Raw genomic sequence first — 15742 nt, forward strand, 5'->3', positions numbered from 1 at the left:
GGACCATTGTGGCCCGGCGCACCGACAACGCCGACTCCGACCCCGGGGGTCCCCCGGACGGAGTGCGGGGGAGTGACCCGGGAACTTATCCGGCGGTCGGCGCGCTTGCATACAGTGGCAGGTCGATAAGAAATCTCTGCATCGCGATCGAAGGGACCACATGCCCATGGGTCACACGGCCACAGCCCAGGCCGGCTCCGGCGGCCTGACAGCGACCGAGCACCGGCTGGCCAACGGCCTGCGCGTGGTGCTCTCCGAGGACCACCTGACCCCGGTCGCCGCGGTCTGCCTCTGGTACGACGTAGGCTCGCGCCACGAAGTCAAGGGACGCACCGGCCTGGCTCACCTCTTCGAGCACCTGATGTTCCAGGGGTCGGCGAGCGTTCCCGGCAACGGGCACTTCGAACTGGTCCAGGGCGCCGGCGGTTCCCTCAACGGCACCACCAGCTTCGAGCGCACCAACTACTTCGAGACGATGCCGACCCACCAGCTGGAGCTCGCGCTCTGGCTGGAAGCGGACCGGATGGGGTCCCTGCTGGCCGCCCTGGACGACGAGTCCATGGAGAACCAGCGCGACGTCGTCAAGAACGAGCGCCGCCAGCGGTACGACAACGTTCCGTACGGTACGGCCTTCGAGCGGCTCACCGCCCTGGCCTACCCCGAGGGCCACCCGTACCACCACACCCCGATCGGCTCCATGGCCGACCTGGACGCCGCCTCCCTGGAGGACGCGCGCACCTTCTTCCGTACGTACTACGCGCCCAACAACGCGGTGCTCTCGGTCGTCGGCGACATCGACCCCGAGCAGACGCTCGCCTGGGTCGAGAAGTACTTCGGCACCATCCCCGCGCACGACGGCAAGCAGCCGCCCCGCGACGGCTCGCTGCCCGACATCATCGGGGAGCAGCTGCGCGAGGAGATCGTCGAGGAGGTCCCGGCGCGTGCGCTGATGGCCGCCTACCGGCTGCCGCACGACGGCACCCGCGAGTGCGACGCCGCCGACGTGGCGCTGACCATCCTGGGCGGCGGCGAGTCCTCGCTGCTGCACAACCGGCTGGTACGCCGCGACCAGAGCGCCGTCGCGGCCGGCTTCGGCATGCTGCGCCTGGCCGGGGCGCCCTCCCTGGGCTGGCTGGACGTCAAGACCTCCAGCGGGGTCGAGATCCCCGCCATCGAGGCGGCCGTGGACGAGGAGCTCGCGCGGTTCGCCGCCGAGGGCCCGACGGCCGAGGAGATGGAGCGCGCCCAGGCGCAGCTGGAGCGCGAGTGGCTGGACCGGCTGAGCACGGTGGCCGGCCGCGCCGACGAACTGTGCCGCTTCGCGGTGCTGTTCGGCGACCCGCAGCTGGCGCTGACCGCCGTCCAGCGCGTCCTCGACGTCACCGCCGAGGAGGTGCAGGCCGTGGCCGCGGCCCGACTGCGCCCGGACAACCGCGCGGTGCTCGTCTACGAGCCGCTCGCGGCCGACGAGTCCGACCAGCACGACGAGTCCGACGACTCCGACGAGAACGAGGGGGCGGAGCAGTGAGCGAGACGGCAGCCGTCACGATGACCTTCCACCAGCGCCCGCAGGCCGGCGAGCCGCAGCCGTGGGCCTTCCCGGCCCCCGACCGCGGGCAGCTGTCCAACGGGCTGACCCTGCTGCGCTGCCACCGGCCGGGCCAGCAGGTCGTCGCGGTCGAGGTCAACCTCGCCGCCCCGCTCGACGCCGAGCCCGAGGGCCTGGACGGCGTGGCGACCATCATGGCGCGGGCCTTCTCCGAGGGCACCGACAAGCACTCCGCCGAGGAGTTCGCGGCCGAGCTGGAGCGCTGCGGCGCCACCCTGGACGCGCACGCCGACCACCCGGGCCTGCGCGTCTCGCTGGAGGTCCCGGCCTCCCGGCTGCCCAAGGCGCTGGGCCTGCTCGCCGAGGCGCTGCGCGCCCCCGCCTTCGCCGATGCCGAGGTCGACCGGCTGGTGCGCAACCGGCTCGACGAGATCCCGCACGAGCTGGCCAACCCGCAGCGCCGCGCCGCCAAGCAGCTCTCCAAGGAGCTCTTCCCGGCCACCCTGCGGATGTCCCGCCCGCGCCAGGGCAGCGAGGAGACGGTCGCCCGGATCGACTCCGCCGCCGTACGCGCCTTCTACGAGGCCCACGTACGCCCCGCCACCGCCACCGCGGTGGTCGTCGGCGACCTGACCGGCATCGACCTGGACGCCGTGCTCGCGGACACCCTGGGCACCTGGACGGGCAACACCGCCGCCGCCCGCCCGGTGCCGCCGGTGACCGCCGACGACACCGGCCGTGTGGTCATCGTGGACCGGCCCGGCGCGGTCCAGACGCAGCTGCTGATCGGCCGGATCGGGGCGGACCGCCACGACCGGGTGTGGGCGGCCCAGGTGCTGGGCACGTACTGCCTGGGCGGCACCCTCACCTCGCGCCTGGACAAGGTGCTGCGCGAGGAGAAGGGGTACACCTACGGCGTGCGCGCCTTCGGCCAGGTGCTGCGCTCCACCGCGGACGGCAAGGGCGCCTCGATGCTCGCCATCAGCGGCTCGGTGGACACCCCGAACACCGGACCGGCGCTGGAGGACCTCTGGAAGGTGCTGCGCACCCTCGCGGAGGGCGGTCTGACCGACGCCGAACGCGATGTCGCCGTGCAGAACCTGGTGGGCGTGGCCCCGCTGAAGTTCGAGACGGCGGCCTCGGTCGCGGGCACCCTCGCCGACCAGGTCGAGCAGGAGCTGCCGGACGACTACCAGGCGCAGTTGTACGCCCAGCTCGCCGAAACGGGCACGGTGGAGGCGACCACGGCGGTCGTCAAGGCCTTCCCCGCGGACCGGCTGGTCACCGTCCTGGTGGGTGATGCGGCGCTGATCGAGGAGCCCGTGCGGGCTCTTGGGATCGGCGAGGTCACGGTCGTCTCCAACTGACCGGCGGATGACGGCTCATTGAGGGCCGGCTGAAGGTTTCGGCAAGGGGTTCTGGTGACTTGGTCACCAGAACCCCTTTTGTCCGTTTAGTGGTGAGGTTGCTTGTATGTGGTGTGGCGTACGCAACAAAAAGCCGTGTCTGTTTGGCGATTGACTGATGATCCGCCTAGCGTCGGCCGTGCTGTCCGTCAGTTGTGCCCGCCGCACCCGCGGCACCGGGCAGCGATCGCCGAGTCCCCGTCAGGCGCGAGCCTGGGGAGCCGGGGACCCACATGAGTCCCTGGGGTGAATCGGACCCCCTCGCAAGAGGAGATCCGTAGGAGACCTTCCTGCTCCGAACCCGTCAGCTAACCCGGTAGGCGAGAAGGAAGGAAAGGATCAAACCCTTCATGGCGTTTGGCAGTCGTCCCGCTGGTACCGGTAAGCACCGTGGCTCCAGCCGTCTGAGCAAGAAGACCGCCGGCTACGCCGGTATCGCCGCGATCGCCACCACGGGTGTGGTCGGCTCCCTCGCCGCCCCGGCCTTCGCCGCGGACAACCACAGCAGCAACATCGGCCAGGACAGCGGCCTGGGCGCCGTGGTCGTCGCCGAGGACCTCGCGGGCGACATCGCCGACCAGGCCGAGTCCCAGCACCGCGGCGCCGAGCAGGACGCCGTCAAGGCGCAGGCCGAGGCCGACGCGAAGCAGCGGGCCGCGGAGGCCAAGCGCCTCGCCGAGGCCAAGGCGAAGGTCGAGCGCGAGGCCGCCGAGCGCGCCGCCCGCGAGGAGGAGCGCAAGCGCCTCAACACCTTCGTCGCCCCGGTGGACGGCTCGTACGTCAGCACGCAGTACCACGCGGGCGGCGGCATGTGGTCCTCCGGCAGCCACACGGGCATCGACTTCCACGCCGCCTCCGGTACCTCGGTCCACGCGGTGGGCGTCGGTACCGTCGTCGAGGCCGGCTGGGGCGGCGCGTACGGCAACAACGTCGTCATCAAGCACAACGACGGCACCTACACCCAGTACGGGCACATGACCTCGCTGAACGTCTCCGTCGGCCAGCAGGTCACCCCGGGCCAGCAGATCGGCCTGTCGGGCTCCACCGGCAACTCCAGCGGCCCGCACCTGCACTTCGAGGCCCGCACGGGCTCGCAGTACGGCTCGGACATCGACCCGATCGCGTACCTGCGCTCGCACGGCGTCAGCCTCTGACCCCGCCTCGCGCACCGCTTCACCGAAGACCCCGGCTCCCCGAGCCGGGGTCTTTGTGTTGCGTCTTTGTGCAAATGTTTCGTATTTCTGGCCGCTCTCGGAAATTATCGTGTGTTGCAATAGAGTCGCAGCGCACGCATGTGCGTGCAATGAGGCTGGCAGTCGGAAATAGGCGGAGGTTCGGTCTTGCGTATTCCTGCGCACGCGGTATGCACAGCAATCCGCGACGACATCGTCTCCGGGGTGTTCGAGCCGGGCGGCCGGCTGACCGAGGAGGTGCTGGCCCGCCGGTACGGGGTCTCGCGCGTCCCGGTGCGCGAGGCCCTGCGGACCCTGGAGTCCGAGGGGTTCGTGACCACGCGGCGCCACGCGGGCGCCTGCGTGGCCGAGCCGACCGAGCAGGAGGCCGCGGACCTGCTGGAGCTGCGGATGCTCCTGGAGCCGCTGGCTGCCGCCAGAGCCGCCCGGCGGCGCACCGACGCGCACCTCAAGGTGCTGCGCGGGCTGGTCAGGCTGGGGCAGGAGCGGGCCAGGCGGGGCCAGGGCGAGGACCTGCGGTCCCTGGGCGGCTGGTTCCACGAGACGCTCGCACAGTCCTCCGGCAGTCCCGGGCTGATCGCGCTGCTCACGCAGATGCGGCACAAGATCGCGTGGATGTACGTGGTCGAGGCGCCGGCCCGGCCCGTGGATTCCTGGGCGGAGCACGGGGCGATCGTGGACGCGGTGGCGCGCGGCGACGCCGAACGGGCGCGGGCGCTGACCGCGATCCACGCCGACCGGGCGGCGGGGGCGCACCGGCTGCGGCTCCGCCCGGCGGTGAGCACTTCGCAACCTGCCGTAAACATGTCGAGCGGCCGGCATTAACAGGAGCCGTATACAAAGGGTGGGACCGCGTGAATTCGCTGTCCGGTGGCCGGCCCTTTTCGTGTCGGGCCGATTTGCCCTGCGTAATTCCCGCGGATCCGAATTCCGCGTGCGCCGGATTCCGGCGGGCCTTTTCCCTGCCGACCGGGATTTCTTCGGAGCCCTCCATCCGCGGGGGCTGCGGTTCCGCGGTGCGAGCGCATCGGGCGGGCCCGACGCGCGGCAGGGCCCCGTACGCGAACGACGAAGCCGCGGCCCCCGGATCGGGGGCCGCGGCTTCGCGCGTGAAGTCGAACCCGAAGGGTCAGACGGTCTCGGGGAGCTCCTCGAGACCCTCGGCGACCAGCTTCGCGAGGCGGTCGAGCGCGGCGTCCGCACCCTCGGCCTCGGAGGCGAGGACGATCTCCTCGCCGCCCTGGGCGCCCAGGCCCAGGACCGCCAGCATGGAGGCGGCGTTGACGGGGTCGCCGCCGGACTTCGCGATGGTCACCGGGACGCCGGAAGCGGTCGTCGCACGGACGAAGATCGAGGCGGGACGAGCGTGCAGGCCCTCGGCCCACCCGACGTTGACGCGGCGCTCTGCCATGGTGATGCCCTTCAGGTTCTTACGGTTGTCTAGACCAGTCTCTCACGACGTCCGGAATGCTCGGACCTTCCTCCGGCCTGAATTTTCCGCCGTTCGACCTTCCCCAGCTTGCACTGATTTGTCCTGTACTGCCTCGGCGCCGCGCGAGCGCTCCACGGCCTGATCCGGCCGTAAGGTAGGCCCATGACCATCGAGTCGGACCCCTCGTACCCGGCCCACTGGGAAGCCGATGTCGTCCTGCGCGACGGCGGCACCGCCCGGATCAGGCCCATCACCACCGAGGACGCGGGCCGGCTCGTCAGCTTCTACGAGCAGGTCTCGGACGAGTCGAAGTACTACCGGTTCTTCGCCCCCTACCCCCGGCTCTCCGACCGCGACGTGCACCGCTTCACGCACCACGACTACGTGGACCGGGTCGGGCTCGCCGCGACCATCGGCGGGGAGTTCATCGGCACCGTCCGCTACGACCGCATCGGCGCCGACGGCCGGCCCGCCTCCGGACCCGCCGACGAGGCCGAGGTCGCCTTCCTCGTCCAGGACGCCCACCAGGGCCGCGGGGTCGCCTCCACCCTCCTCGAACACATCGGCGCGGTGGCCCGCGAGCGCGGCATCCGGCGGTTCGCCGCCGAGGTGCTGCCCGCCAACACCAAGATGATCAAAGTCTTCACGGACGCCGGCTACCAGCAGAAGCGCAGCTTCGAGGACGGCTCCGTCCACCTCACCCTCGACCTCGAACCCACCGCCGAGGCCCTCGCCGTGCAGCGCGCCCGCGAACAGCGCGCCGAGGCCCACTCGGTGCAGCGGCTGCTGGCCCCCGGCTCGGTGGCCGTCGTCGGAGTCAGCCGCTCCGGTGCGGGCGTGGGCGCGGCCGCACTGCGCAACCTGCGCGACAGCGGCTTCCACGGCCACCTCTACGCCGTCAACGAGGCCGTCACCCGCGACCTCCTCGACGGCGTGCGGGCCTACCGCACCGTCGAGGCCATCGGCGCCCCGGTCGACCTCGCGGTGATCGCGGTCCCGGCCGACCGGGTCCCCGACGCGGTGGCCGCCTGCGGCGAGCACGGGGTACAGGGGCTCGTCGTCCTGTCCGCCGGATACGGGGAGAGCGGCCAGGCCGGACTCGCCCGCCAGCGCGAACTGGTGCGGCAGGTGCGCTCGTACGGGATGCGGCTGATCGGGCCGAACGCCTACGGGGTGATCAACACCGCGCCGGAGGTGGAACTCAATGCCTCCCTGACCCCCGCGCCGATGCCCACCCGCGGTCGGATCGGCCTGTTCACGCAGTCCGGGGCGATCGGGATCGCCCTGCTCTCGGCCCTGCTCCGGCGCGGCGAGGGCCTGTCCTCCTTCGTCTCCGCGGGCAACCGCGCCGACGTGTCCGGGAACGACATCCTCCAGTACTGGTACGACGACGAGGCCACCGACGTCGCCCTGCTCTACCTCGAAACCCTCGGCAACCCGCGGAAGTTCACCCGGCTCGCCCGCCGGACGGCGGCCGTCAAACCGGTGGTCGTCGCCAAGGGCGGCCGGCACAGCCCGGCCGGGCACGTCGTCCCCGACACCCGGCTGCCGGAGGCCACCGTCTCTGCCCTGCTGCGCCAGGCCGGCGTCATCCGCGTCGACACGGTCACCGAGCTGGTGGACGTCGGCCTCCTGCTGGCGGCGCAGCCGCTGCCCGCCGGGCCCCGGATCGCGATCCTCGGCAACTCCGAATCCCTCGGGATCCTCACCTACGACGCCTGCCTCACCCAGGGCCTGCGGCCGCTGCCGCCGCTGGACCTGACGACGGCGGCCGCGCCGGCGGACTTCCGCGCCGCCCTGACCGACGCGCTCCGCTCCGAGGACTGCGACGCGGTGGTGGTCACGGCCATCCCGTGGGTGAGTGAGGACGATCCCGCGGACGACCTGGCCGGCGCCCTGCGCGAAGCCGTGGCCGAGTACCCGGGCAAGCCGGTCGCGGTGGTGCACGTCGAGCTCGGCCAGCTCGTCGAGGCTCTGTCCGCCGTGCGCGGGGTCCCGCACTCCGCCCCGGCCCGGAGCTGGGGCCCCGCAGCGGACCCGGAGCACCTGGGACCGGCCGGGCCGCCGGCCGCCGCCGGCGACAGCATCCCCAGCTACCCCGCCGCCGAACGCGCGGTGAAGGCCGTCGCCGAAGCCGTCCGGTACGGGCAGTGGCGCCGGGCCACCGCCGACGACGACGGTCGGGTCCCCGAGTACGAGGACATCGACGAGGCCGGGACCGCGGACCGGCTGGCCGGGCTGCTGGCGGACGTCGACCCCGACGCCGTGCTGACCCTCACCGACTGGGACGCCCGCGAGCTGCTCGCGGGCTACGGGATCCGCGTGCTGCCCACCCTGCCCGCTCCGAGCGCCGACGCGGCGGTCCGCGCCGCCGGGGTGTTGGGCTACCCGGTGGCGCTCAAGACCACCGCGCCGCACCTGCGCCACCGCGCGGACCTGGGCGGCGTACGCCTCGACCTCACGAACGAGGCCGAGCTCAGACGCTCGTACGAGGAGCTCGCCGACGCCCTGGGCAAGCCGGCCGAGCTCCAGCCCGTGGTGCAGGCCATGGTGGCGCGCGGGGTCGACACCGTCGTCCGCTCCGTCATCGACCCCGCGGCGGGCGCCGTCCTCTCCTTCGGGCTCGCCGGCGTCGCCTCCGAGCTGCTCGGCGACACCGCGCACCGGCTCGTCCCGGCCACCGACCGGGACGCCGCCGGACTGATCCGGTCCATCCGGACCGCGCCCCTGCTGTTCGGCTGGCGCGGCAGCGACCCCGTGGACACCCCCGCCCTGGAGGAACTGCTCCTGCGGCTGTCCCGCCTCGTGGACGACCACCCCGAGGTGATCGGCGTCTCACTGGAACCCGTCGTGGTCGCCGCCGAAGGCGTCTCCGTGCTCAGCGCCACCGTCCGCGTCGCGCACCCGCCGGCCCGCGGTGATCTCGGCCCGCGGACCCTCCCCAGTTACTGACCGGGTACGGCGCGGCCTGAGGGCCCCGTACGGGCCTTAGGATGGACCTCATGGCGAAATCCGGTACGACGACCCAGGGGCTGCGCACGGCGATCGAGCGCAGCGGCTACTACCCGGCCCTCGTGGCCGAGGCCGTGGAGGCCGCGGTGGGCGGCGAGCCGATTTCGTCGTACCTGGTCCACCAGGAGACGACCTTCGACTCCAACGAGGTGCGCCGCCACGTCACCGTGCTGGTCCTGACCGGCAACCGCTTCATCGTCAGCCACACCGACGAGCAGGCCGCCGACGCGGGGTCCCCGTCCCCGTACGCGACCACGTCCACCGAGTCGGTCAAGCTGTCCAGCATCTCCTCCGTGGTGCTCAGCCGTGTCGTCGCCAACCCCGAGTCCTACACCCCCGGCACCCTGCCCCGCGAGGTCGTCCTGACCATCGGCTGGGGCGCGGTCTCCCGGATCGACCTGGAGCCGGCCGCCTGCGGCGACCCGAACTGCGACTCCGACCACGGCTACACCGGCAACTCCACCGCCGACGACCTCAGCCTGCGGGTCAGCGAGGCCGGCGACGGGCCGGAGGCAGTGCGCCAGACCCTGGTATTCGCGCAGGCCCTCAGCGAGGCGACAGCGGCGACGTCTTCCCCCTCCGCCCGCTGATGGCGTACTCCGCGGCACAGGAGTGGCCCGAGCCGGAGCTGCTGGACCTGGCCGGCGCCCCCGTCCCGGAGTACGGCGCCGGGTCGCTCGCCGACCTGCTGCCCACGCTCGTGGCAGGCCAGGGCGTCCCGGGTTTCACGGCCGCCATCACCGAGCTGACCCCGGCCGACCGGAACTGCGTGTTCCTGGTCGACGGCATGGGCTGGGAGCAGATCAAGGCCCACCCGGACGAGGCCCCGTACCTCACCTCCCTGCTCGGCAGCTCGCGCGGCGGCACCGGCCGCCCGATCACCGCGGGCTTCCCGGCGACCACCGCCACCTCGCTGGCCTCCGTGGGCACCGGCCTGCCGCCGGCCCGCCACGGCCTGCCCGGCTACGCCGTGCGCAACCCCGCCACCGGCGAACTCATGAACCAGCTCCGCTGGTACCCGTGGACCTCGCCGAAGCCGTGGCAGCCGTACCCGACCGTCTTCCAGCAGGCCGACAAGGCCGGGGTGGCGACCGCCCAGGTGTCCTCGCCCGCCTTCCAGACCACCCCGCTCACCAAGATCGCGCTGAGCGGCGGTACCTTCCTCGGCCGGATGACCGGCGAGGAGCGGATGGACCTGGCGGCCGAGCGTCTCGCCGCCGGTGACCGCTCGCTCGTCTACACGTACTACAGCGAGCTCGACGGGGCCGGCCACCGGCACGGCGTGGACTCCGACGCATGGCGCGGCCAGCTGATGTACGTGGACCGGCTCGTCCAGCGGCTCGCCGAGCAGCTGCCGCCGCGCACCGCCCTGTACGTGACCGCGGACCACGGCATGGTCGACGTCCCCTTCGACGAGGACTCCCGGATCGACTTCGACGAGGACTGGGAGCTCGGCGCCGGCGTCGCCCTGCTGGGCGGCGAGGGCCGGGCCCGGCACGTGTACGCCGTGCCGGGCGCGGAGGCCGACGTCCTGACCGTGTGGCGCGAGGTGCTCGGCGACCGGTTCTGGGTCGCGAGCCGCGAAGAGGCTCTGGAACTGGGCTGGTTCGGCGCGCCGGGGGAGTGCGACGAGCGCGTGCTCGGACGCATCGGCGACGTGGTGGCGGCCGCCCAGGCCGATGTCGCGATCACTGCCTCGCGCAACGAGCCGAACGAATCCGCGCTGGCCGGGATGCACGGCTCCATGACCGCGGCGGAGCAGCTCGTCCCGCTCCTCGAAATCCGCACCTGACCCTCGCCACACACCGCCCGACCCGCCGCCCACCACCTGCCCACGACCCGAAAGGTCTCGTACTTCCCATGCCCGAGCTGGTGTTCTTCTCCGGAACGATGGACTGCGGAAAGAGCACCCTGGCGCTCCAGATCGCGCACAACCGCGACGCGCGGGGACTCCAGGGCGTGATCTTCACTCGTGACGACCGGGCGGGCGAGGGCAAGCTGTCGTCGCGGCTGGGTCTGGTGACGGAGGCGGTCGAGGCGCCGGAGGGCATGGATCTGTACGCGTATCTGGTCGCCCAGCTGTCGAAGGGCGGCAGGGCGGACTACGTGATCGTGGACGAGGCCCAGTTCCTCGCCCCCGAGCAGATCGACCAGCTCGCGCGCATCGTGGACGACCTCGGCCTGGACGTCTTCGCCTTCGGTATCACCACGGACTTCCGCACCAAACTCTTCCCCGGCTCGCAGCGCCTGATCGAGCTGGCGGACCGCCTGGAGCAGCTCCAGGTGGAGGCCCTGTGCTGGTGCGGGGCCCGCGCCACGCACAACGCCCGTACGGTGGGCGGGGAGATGGTGGTCGAGGGCGCCCAGGTGGTGGTCGGCGACGTGAACCGTCCGGCGGAGGAGATCGGTTACGAGGTCCTCTGCCGCCGCCACCACCGCCGCCGCATGACCTCGGCCGCGGCCCAGGCCGGCGCCCTCTCCCCGGACGTCCTCCCGGTCAACCACGCCTGACCGTTCTCCCCCTTGCCCATTTCCATGGTCGTTCGCGGGATGGTGGAGCGTCCGCGGTGAAGGACGGGTCCTCGGAGGCGCCCAGGCTGGTGGCGCCGAACAGCCGGGCGTACCCCTCGGGGTCGAGGCCGGACGGCAGCCTCGTGCGTGACCCGCCGGACTGTCAGCTCCGCTGGAAGAACTCCACCTCGGCCAGGGCGACATGGCGGTCCGGGGCCGACCCGGCGGTTGCTTCGAGGGTCAGGCGGATCGTCGTGGCGTCGCTGATGCCGGTGGGGAACGTCTGTGGGCCGGGCTTGTCGCTCAGGGCGAGCTTCTTGCGGACCTTCTGGCCGTCCTCTGCCGTCACTTCCATCTCGATCTGGAGCGCCCGCCCCTGTTTCGCGTACTCCTCCGGTGATGACGAGGCGCCGTTGGTGATGATCACGTCGACCAGGCGGAACGGTTTGGCGAAGGTGTACGTCACCGAGGCACCGGGGCCGGGCGCGCCCCAGTAGCGGTTGCTGAGCCCGTCCGTGGCGTGGCTCACCGGGTGCCCGGGCAGCTCGGCGCTCGCCTCGACGCGGGTCGGGGTCACCGCCTTGGCCTTGCCGAGCTTGTCCCGGGCGTCCTCGAGCAGGTGGCGTCCGGCCGGCAGCATCAGGAAGCCGGCCGCGCACAGGGCCAGCACCACGGTCAGGGTCACCAGGAAGCGCACCATTCGGCCCGAGCCCGCCCGCGTGCGGCGGCGAAACGGCCAGATCGTCCGCCACCACGGCAGGGGAGCCGGTGTGGTGCCTGGCGTCAGCGGCGCCGCGCAGCGGCGACAGAAGCGGCGGTCCGGCGGGTTGGGCATGCCGCAGGCGGGGCACGGCACCCCGGCCACGTCGTCGCTCCCCGCAGCGGGACGCACGACCGGGCGCGGCGCGACAGCCTTCGCGGGCCGGACGGGCTGCGGCGAGGCGACCGGCGGAGCGGCGACCGGCGGAGCGGCTGCCTGCGGAGCGGCTGCCTCCGGGGAGGCAGGCGGTGCGGCGGCGGGCGCTGCTTGCGGGGTGCTCTCCGCATCGCGCGTCCTGCGGGCGGTCAGGTCCTCCCCACCGGCCGGACGGGCCTCCGGCGGCGGTGTCCGCGTGGCAGCGGGCTCCGGCGGGGAAGGATCTGCTCCTGAGGGTCCGGGCGGGTCGGACTCCGCGTCGGCGGGCGGCCGGGAGGCCACCGGCTCCGGGGCCGTGGCCCGGGGGGCGGTGCCCTCCGACCAGCCCAGGTAGGCGCCGCAGTTGCCGCAGAAGTCGTCCGTCACGCCGTTGGACGCCCCACATACGGGACACGCACGCAACGCCGTCACCTCCCTTCACCTGCGGGCGGCCCGGACAGGACCTCCACCCGACAGACCGTGTGCACAGGGCACAGGGTGCGGACGAGCGAGCGGACCCGGTCCGCGTCCACTTCGTATGCCTCTCGCCCGCGGTGCGGCCACACCCGTACCAGGACCTCGTCGGCCGGGGGAGGGGGCAGCTCGGCACCGGCCGTACGGGACCAGGTGGCCCCGCCGTCCCCGCTGACCTCGGCGGACACGCCCAGCACCAGGCGCAGGGCCTCGATCAGGCCGCGCCGCGTGCCGCGCCACCGGTGCAGTTCCACCGCGCGTGCCACCGCCTCGCGCCGCAGCTCGATCGGCCACCGCGACTCGTCGTCGACGCCGACCCAGGAGGCCAGCCAGGACAGGAAGTCGGCCGGGGCCAGCCGGGGATCGAGGTAGGAGGGCAGGTTGTCGAGGGTCGTGAACACCGGGGCCAGGACCGTGTCCAGCCCCGCCGTGAACCGCTGGGCGAAGTCGTCGTCGGCGTACAGCGCGGGCAGCTGCTCGCCGATCGGGTGCCGGCTGGGCAGGCCGGGGACGGCGGCCCGGCTCATCCGCGCACCTCCGTCTCCGGCGCCGTCACGACCACCTGGTGCTGGTAGGAGAAGACCAGCGTGGCCGCGCCGATGTCGATCCGATCGACCGGGGCGCCGCGCCGCCCCGTGATCGGGTCGGCGGCGAACATCCGGATCTCCTCCACCAGCACGTCCCCGATGGCGCGTTGCAGTACGCCGAACACCTCGCCGTACTGCACGGGCCGCCCGAACGGCCAGCCGGTGCCGTCGGGCCCGCCGTGCAACGGGTTGAGGTGCCGGAACAGCGCGGCGAGCGCCGCCTCGCGCACCCGGTCGGCGTCCCCGGCAGGCGCCGACAGCCGGGCGACCACGGTGACGCCCTGGTAGACGGGCGGCTCCACGACGAGGCGCGTGCCGATCAGGCGCCGTTCGTCGAGGGTCTTGGTGATCGTGGTGAGCACCTGGTCGGAGGGGATCAACTGCTCGAAGCGGAGCCGGTCGCCTTCGTCGGCCACCGCGTCCGGCACCACCAGGACCCGTACCGCACCCGCGCCACCCCCGCCGTCCGTGGCGGGCAGACAGCGGACCCGGCGCACCGAGGGCGCCGCCTGGCGGGCGATGATCTCGTAGTCCTCGGCGGTCACCGCGCGCTCCTGCATGCGCAGCGTCTCCGGCGCCCGCAGCTTGGCGTTGGCGATCGTCTCTCCGGCGACACCGCCGCGCGCCGCCTCCCGGTTGGTGACCCGGGCGACGTACGGGACGGAACTGCGCAGTAGGGAGATCGCGCCGCGGGAGACGTTGCCCGACGGGCCGCCCCCGGTGCGGTAGCGGGCCACGCGGACCTGGGAGCCCTTGGGCGGTACGGCCCCGCAGGGGCGCAGGGTGCCGTCGGCCTCGCGCAGCACCGGCGGGAACGTGAACTCGCCGGTGCTCGCGTCCACGCGGACGTGCCGGTCGTCGGGCCCCGAGCGGCCGAAGTGCTCCACCACGTCCCATCGCTGCCATCCCTCGGGGGAGGACACCTCCACCACCGGGGGCTCCCCGTCGAGCAGCACGGGCGGGCGGCCGAGCCGGAAGGTCTGCCCCGCCACCCCCTCCGACGCGCCGAGCGGTACGTCGGTCACCCGCTCGGCGTGCTCCACGGTCATCGTGCCGCCGACGGTGAAGACGGCGGCCTCGCGCACGGTCGGGGACTCCGAGTAGAACGGCTGGCCGGCCTCCGGCTCGGTGACCCGGCAGCGCAGCCAGCCCGCGCGGGTCCCGCTGATCAGCGACGCGGCGTGCCCGGCCGGTACGTACACGATGACCTCACCGGGCCGGTTGAGACCGCCGGTGCTGTCGGAGTCGGTCTCGCAGCGCTGCCACCGGCCGCCGTCCCACGCCTCCCACACCAGCGGGGGCTGGCGCGGGTCGACACCGACGCCCTCGACGCGGCTGTCCAGGCGGACCGCGACCACGCAGCGCGGCACCGCGGTCGGCAGGCCGAACAGCAGTGCGTCGCCGGGCTCGGGAGTCGCCTGGAAGCACGGTATGTCGCGGCCCTCGGCGAGCGCACCGGTCCGGTCGGTCAGCTCACCGGTGCGGGGCGCGGTGACCAGCCGCGTCAACTCGCTCGGCACGATCCGCAGATCGTCGGCGGTGGCGAAGACCACGGCCTCCTCGGTCTCGCCGGCCGCGGTCGTCACCTCGGTGCCCGCGGGCAGCGTCACGGTGTCGGGCTGCGGAGCCGACAGCCAGAAGTCGATGTCGGCGACGGCGGCCGACGGCGGGTACAGCTGGATGCCCAACAGGTCCAGGAACGCCAGGTAGTTCTTGTCCGGGACCCGGTTCAGCCGGTACAGCAGCTGGTCCACGAGGTAGGCGAACGTCTCGATCAGGGTGACGCCCGGGTCGGAGACGTTGTGGTCGGTCCACTCCGGGGCGCGCTGCTGCACGTACCGCTTCGCCTCGTCGACGAGTTGCTGGAACCGTCGGTCGTCCAGGTTGGGGGAGGGCAGGGCCATCAGTCCGCGACCATTTCCTCGGCCCCCTCCTCGGAGGGGATCGTGTAGAAGGGGAAGACCAGGTTGCGCCGGTCGTTGGTGGTGCGCACCGTGTAGTGCACATCGATGTAGAGGGTGCCCGCCTCCACGGAGTCGAAGGCCACGACGACCTCGTCCACCGCGATCCTGGGCTCCCACCGCTCCAGTGCCTCGCGCACCTGCTGGGCGACCCGCCCGGCGGTGTCGCCGTCGCCGGGGGCGAAGACGTACTCGTGGATGCCGCAGCCGAACTCGGGCCGCATCGGCCGTTCGCCGGGCGCGGTGCCCAGCACCAGCCGGATGGCCTCCTCCAGCTCCCGCTCCCGCTCGACCATGGCGATCCCGCCGGTCGGCCCGACCCGCAGGGGGAACGCCCAGCCGCGCCCGATGAACCGCTCGCTCATCACACACCCCCGATCAGGACGTTCGGGGCGCCGGTCAGGACCATTGCGCCGCACGTGGTCTGGTCGCGCGCCCGCGCGGCGGGCAGCCCGCCGATGAGTACCGTGCCCGCGGCGAGCCCGGCCGGGTTGGGCACGATCACGTTGGCCGGTCCCAGCGCCGCGTGCGGCGGGATCGGGCAGACGTGAAGGCTGCCCATGACGGCTGCGGGCAGGCCGCCGATCAGCACCGTCGCAACCGCCGCGGCGGCGCCGGGCGGCGGCGTGGCGAGCCGGCCACCGTGGTTGGTGGGGTCGCCGGTACGGGCTGCGGCTGGCATCGGGTGCTCCTCGGGGAAGGCGGTCGTGGTGCAAGGGCAA

14 protein-coding genes and 1 riboswitch are annotated in these 15742 nt (G+C 73.0%); of the genes, 8 read left to right on the forward strand and 6 right to left on the reverse strand.

Translation table 11 applies throughout. The annotated features are described in order from the left end of the window. The first annotated feature begins 166 nt into the window (after positions 1–166). From ACFY0D_RS14150 to ACFY0D_RS14165, 4 genes are all read left to right on the forward strand, one after another. Positions 167–1528: a M16 family metallopeptidase gene (locus tag ACFY0D_RS14150; protein WP_382540965.1), complete on the forward strand. Its 1362-nt coding sequence runs from the start codon at positions 167–169 to the stop codon at positions 1526–1528. 20 nt (positions 1529–1548) lie between these two features. Further along, entirely contained in the window at positions 1549–2916 is a 1368-nt protein-coding gene (locus ACFY0D_RS14155) for a M16 family metallopeptidase (protein ID WP_390798811.1), read from the forward strand. A gap of 217 nt (positions 2917–3133) precedes the next feature. Further along, positions 3134–3293: riboswitch (cyclic di-AMP (ydaO/yuaA leader) on the forward strand. Positions 3294–3305: 12 nt separating this feature from the next. Continuing rightward, positions 3306–4109, forward strand: coding sequence for a peptidoglycan DD-metalloendopeptidase family protein (locus ACFY0D_RS14160; protein ID WP_351156431.1), 804 nt, complete (start codon positions 3306–3308; stop codon positions 4107–4109). Positions 4110–4295: 186 nt separating this feature from the next. Beyond that, a complete protein-coding gene (locus tag ACFY0D_RS14165) occupies positions 4296–4973 on the forward strand; it encodes a GntR family transcriptional regulator (protein ID WP_351156433.1) in 678 nt (225 codons plus the stop codon). Between the two features lie 304 nt (positions 4974–5277). Here the strand turns inward: ACFY0D_RS14165 and ACFY0D_RS14170 are convergent, their stop codons facing one another. Next, positions 5278–5559 (reverse strand): HPr family phosphocarrier protein, encoded by a 282-nt coding sequence (locus ACFY0D_RS14170; protein ID WP_030012489.1) that lies wholly within the window; start codon positions 5557–5559, stop codon positions 5278–5280. A 183-nt stretch (positions 5560–5742) separates the two neighbouring features. Between ACFY0D_RS14170 and ACFY0D_RS14175 the strand changes: the two genes are divergently transcribed. The 4 genes from ACFY0D_RS14175 (at position 5743) to ACFY0D_RS14190 (ending at position 11103) form a co-directional block, all read left to right on the forward strand. Further along, on the forward strand, positions 5743–8532 hold the full coding sequence (locus tag ACFY0D_RS14175; protein WP_390798601.1) for a GNAT family N-acetyltransferase: 2790 nt from the start codon (positions 5743–5745) through the stop codon (positions 8530–8532). 50 nt (positions 8533–8582) lie between these two features. Further along, a complete protein-coding gene (locus ACFY0D_RS14180; protein ID WP_069924106.1) occupies positions 8583–9182 on the forward strand; it encodes a DUF5998 family protein in 600 nt (199 codons plus the stop codon). Continuing rightward, complete coding sequence (locus ACFY0D_RS14185) at positions 9182–10384, forward strand: alkaline phosphatase family protein (protein WP_390798602.1); 1203 nt, start codon at positions 9182–9184, stop codon at positions 10382–10384. The genes ACFY0D_RS14180 and ACFY0D_RS14185 overlap by 1 nt, the downstream gene beginning before the upstream one ends. A 68-nt stretch (positions 10385–10452) precedes the next feature. Further along, complete coding sequence (locus ACFY0D_RS14190) at positions 10453–11103, forward strand: thymidine kinase (protein WP_390798603.1); 651 nt, start codon at positions 10453–10455, stop codon at positions 11101–11103. A gap of 163 nt (positions 11104–11266) precedes the next feature. Here the strand turns inward: ACFY0D_RS14190 and ACFY0D_RS14195 are convergent, their stop codons facing one another. Genes ACFY0D_RS14195 through ACFY0D_RS14215 form a run of 5 tightly spaced genes read right to left on the reverse strand, consistent with a single transcriptional unit; the run spans position 11267 to position 15702 of the window. Further along, positions 11267–12385: an NADase-type glycan-binding domain-containing protein gene (locus tag ACFY0D_RS14195; RefSeq protein ID WP_390798604.1), complete on the reverse strand. Its 1119-nt coding sequence runs from the start codon at positions 12383–12385 to the stop codon at positions 11267–11269. Between the two features lie 41 nt (positions 12386–12426). Beyond that, entirely contained in the window at positions 12427–12999 is a 573-nt protein-coding gene (locus ACFY0D_RS14200; RefSeq protein WP_390798605.1) for a phage tail protein, read from the reverse strand. Next, positions 12996–14963, reverse strand: a complete 1968-nt coding sequence (locus tag ACFY0D_RS14205) for a putative baseplate assembly protein (RefSeq protein ID WP_390798606.1) — start codon at positions 14961–14963, stop codon at positions 12996–12998. The genes ACFY0D_RS14200 and ACFY0D_RS14205 overlap by 4 nt, the downstream gene beginning before the upstream one ends. Further along, entirely contained in the window at positions 14963–15385 is a 423-nt protein-coding gene (locus tag ACFY0D_RS14210; protein WP_030722541.1) for a GPW/gp25 family protein, read from the reverse strand. Before ACFY0D_RS14210 ends, ACFY0D_RS14205 begins: the two co-directional genes overlap by 1 nt. Further along, a complete protein-coding gene (locus tag ACFY0D_RS14215) occupies positions 15385–15702 on the reverse strand; it encodes a PAAR domain-containing protein (protein ID WP_390798607.1) in 318 nt (105 codons plus the stop codon). Before ACFY0D_RS14215 ends, ACFY0D_RS14210 begins: the two co-directional genes overlap by 1 nt. Positions 15703–15742: the final 40 nt, after the last annotated feature.

This window comes from Streptomyces sp. NPDC001502 (assembly GCF_042894785.1).
GTDB classification, from domain to species: Bacteria; Actinomycetota; Actinomycetes; order Streptomycetales; family Streptomycetaceae; genus Streptomyces; species Streptomyces kutzneri.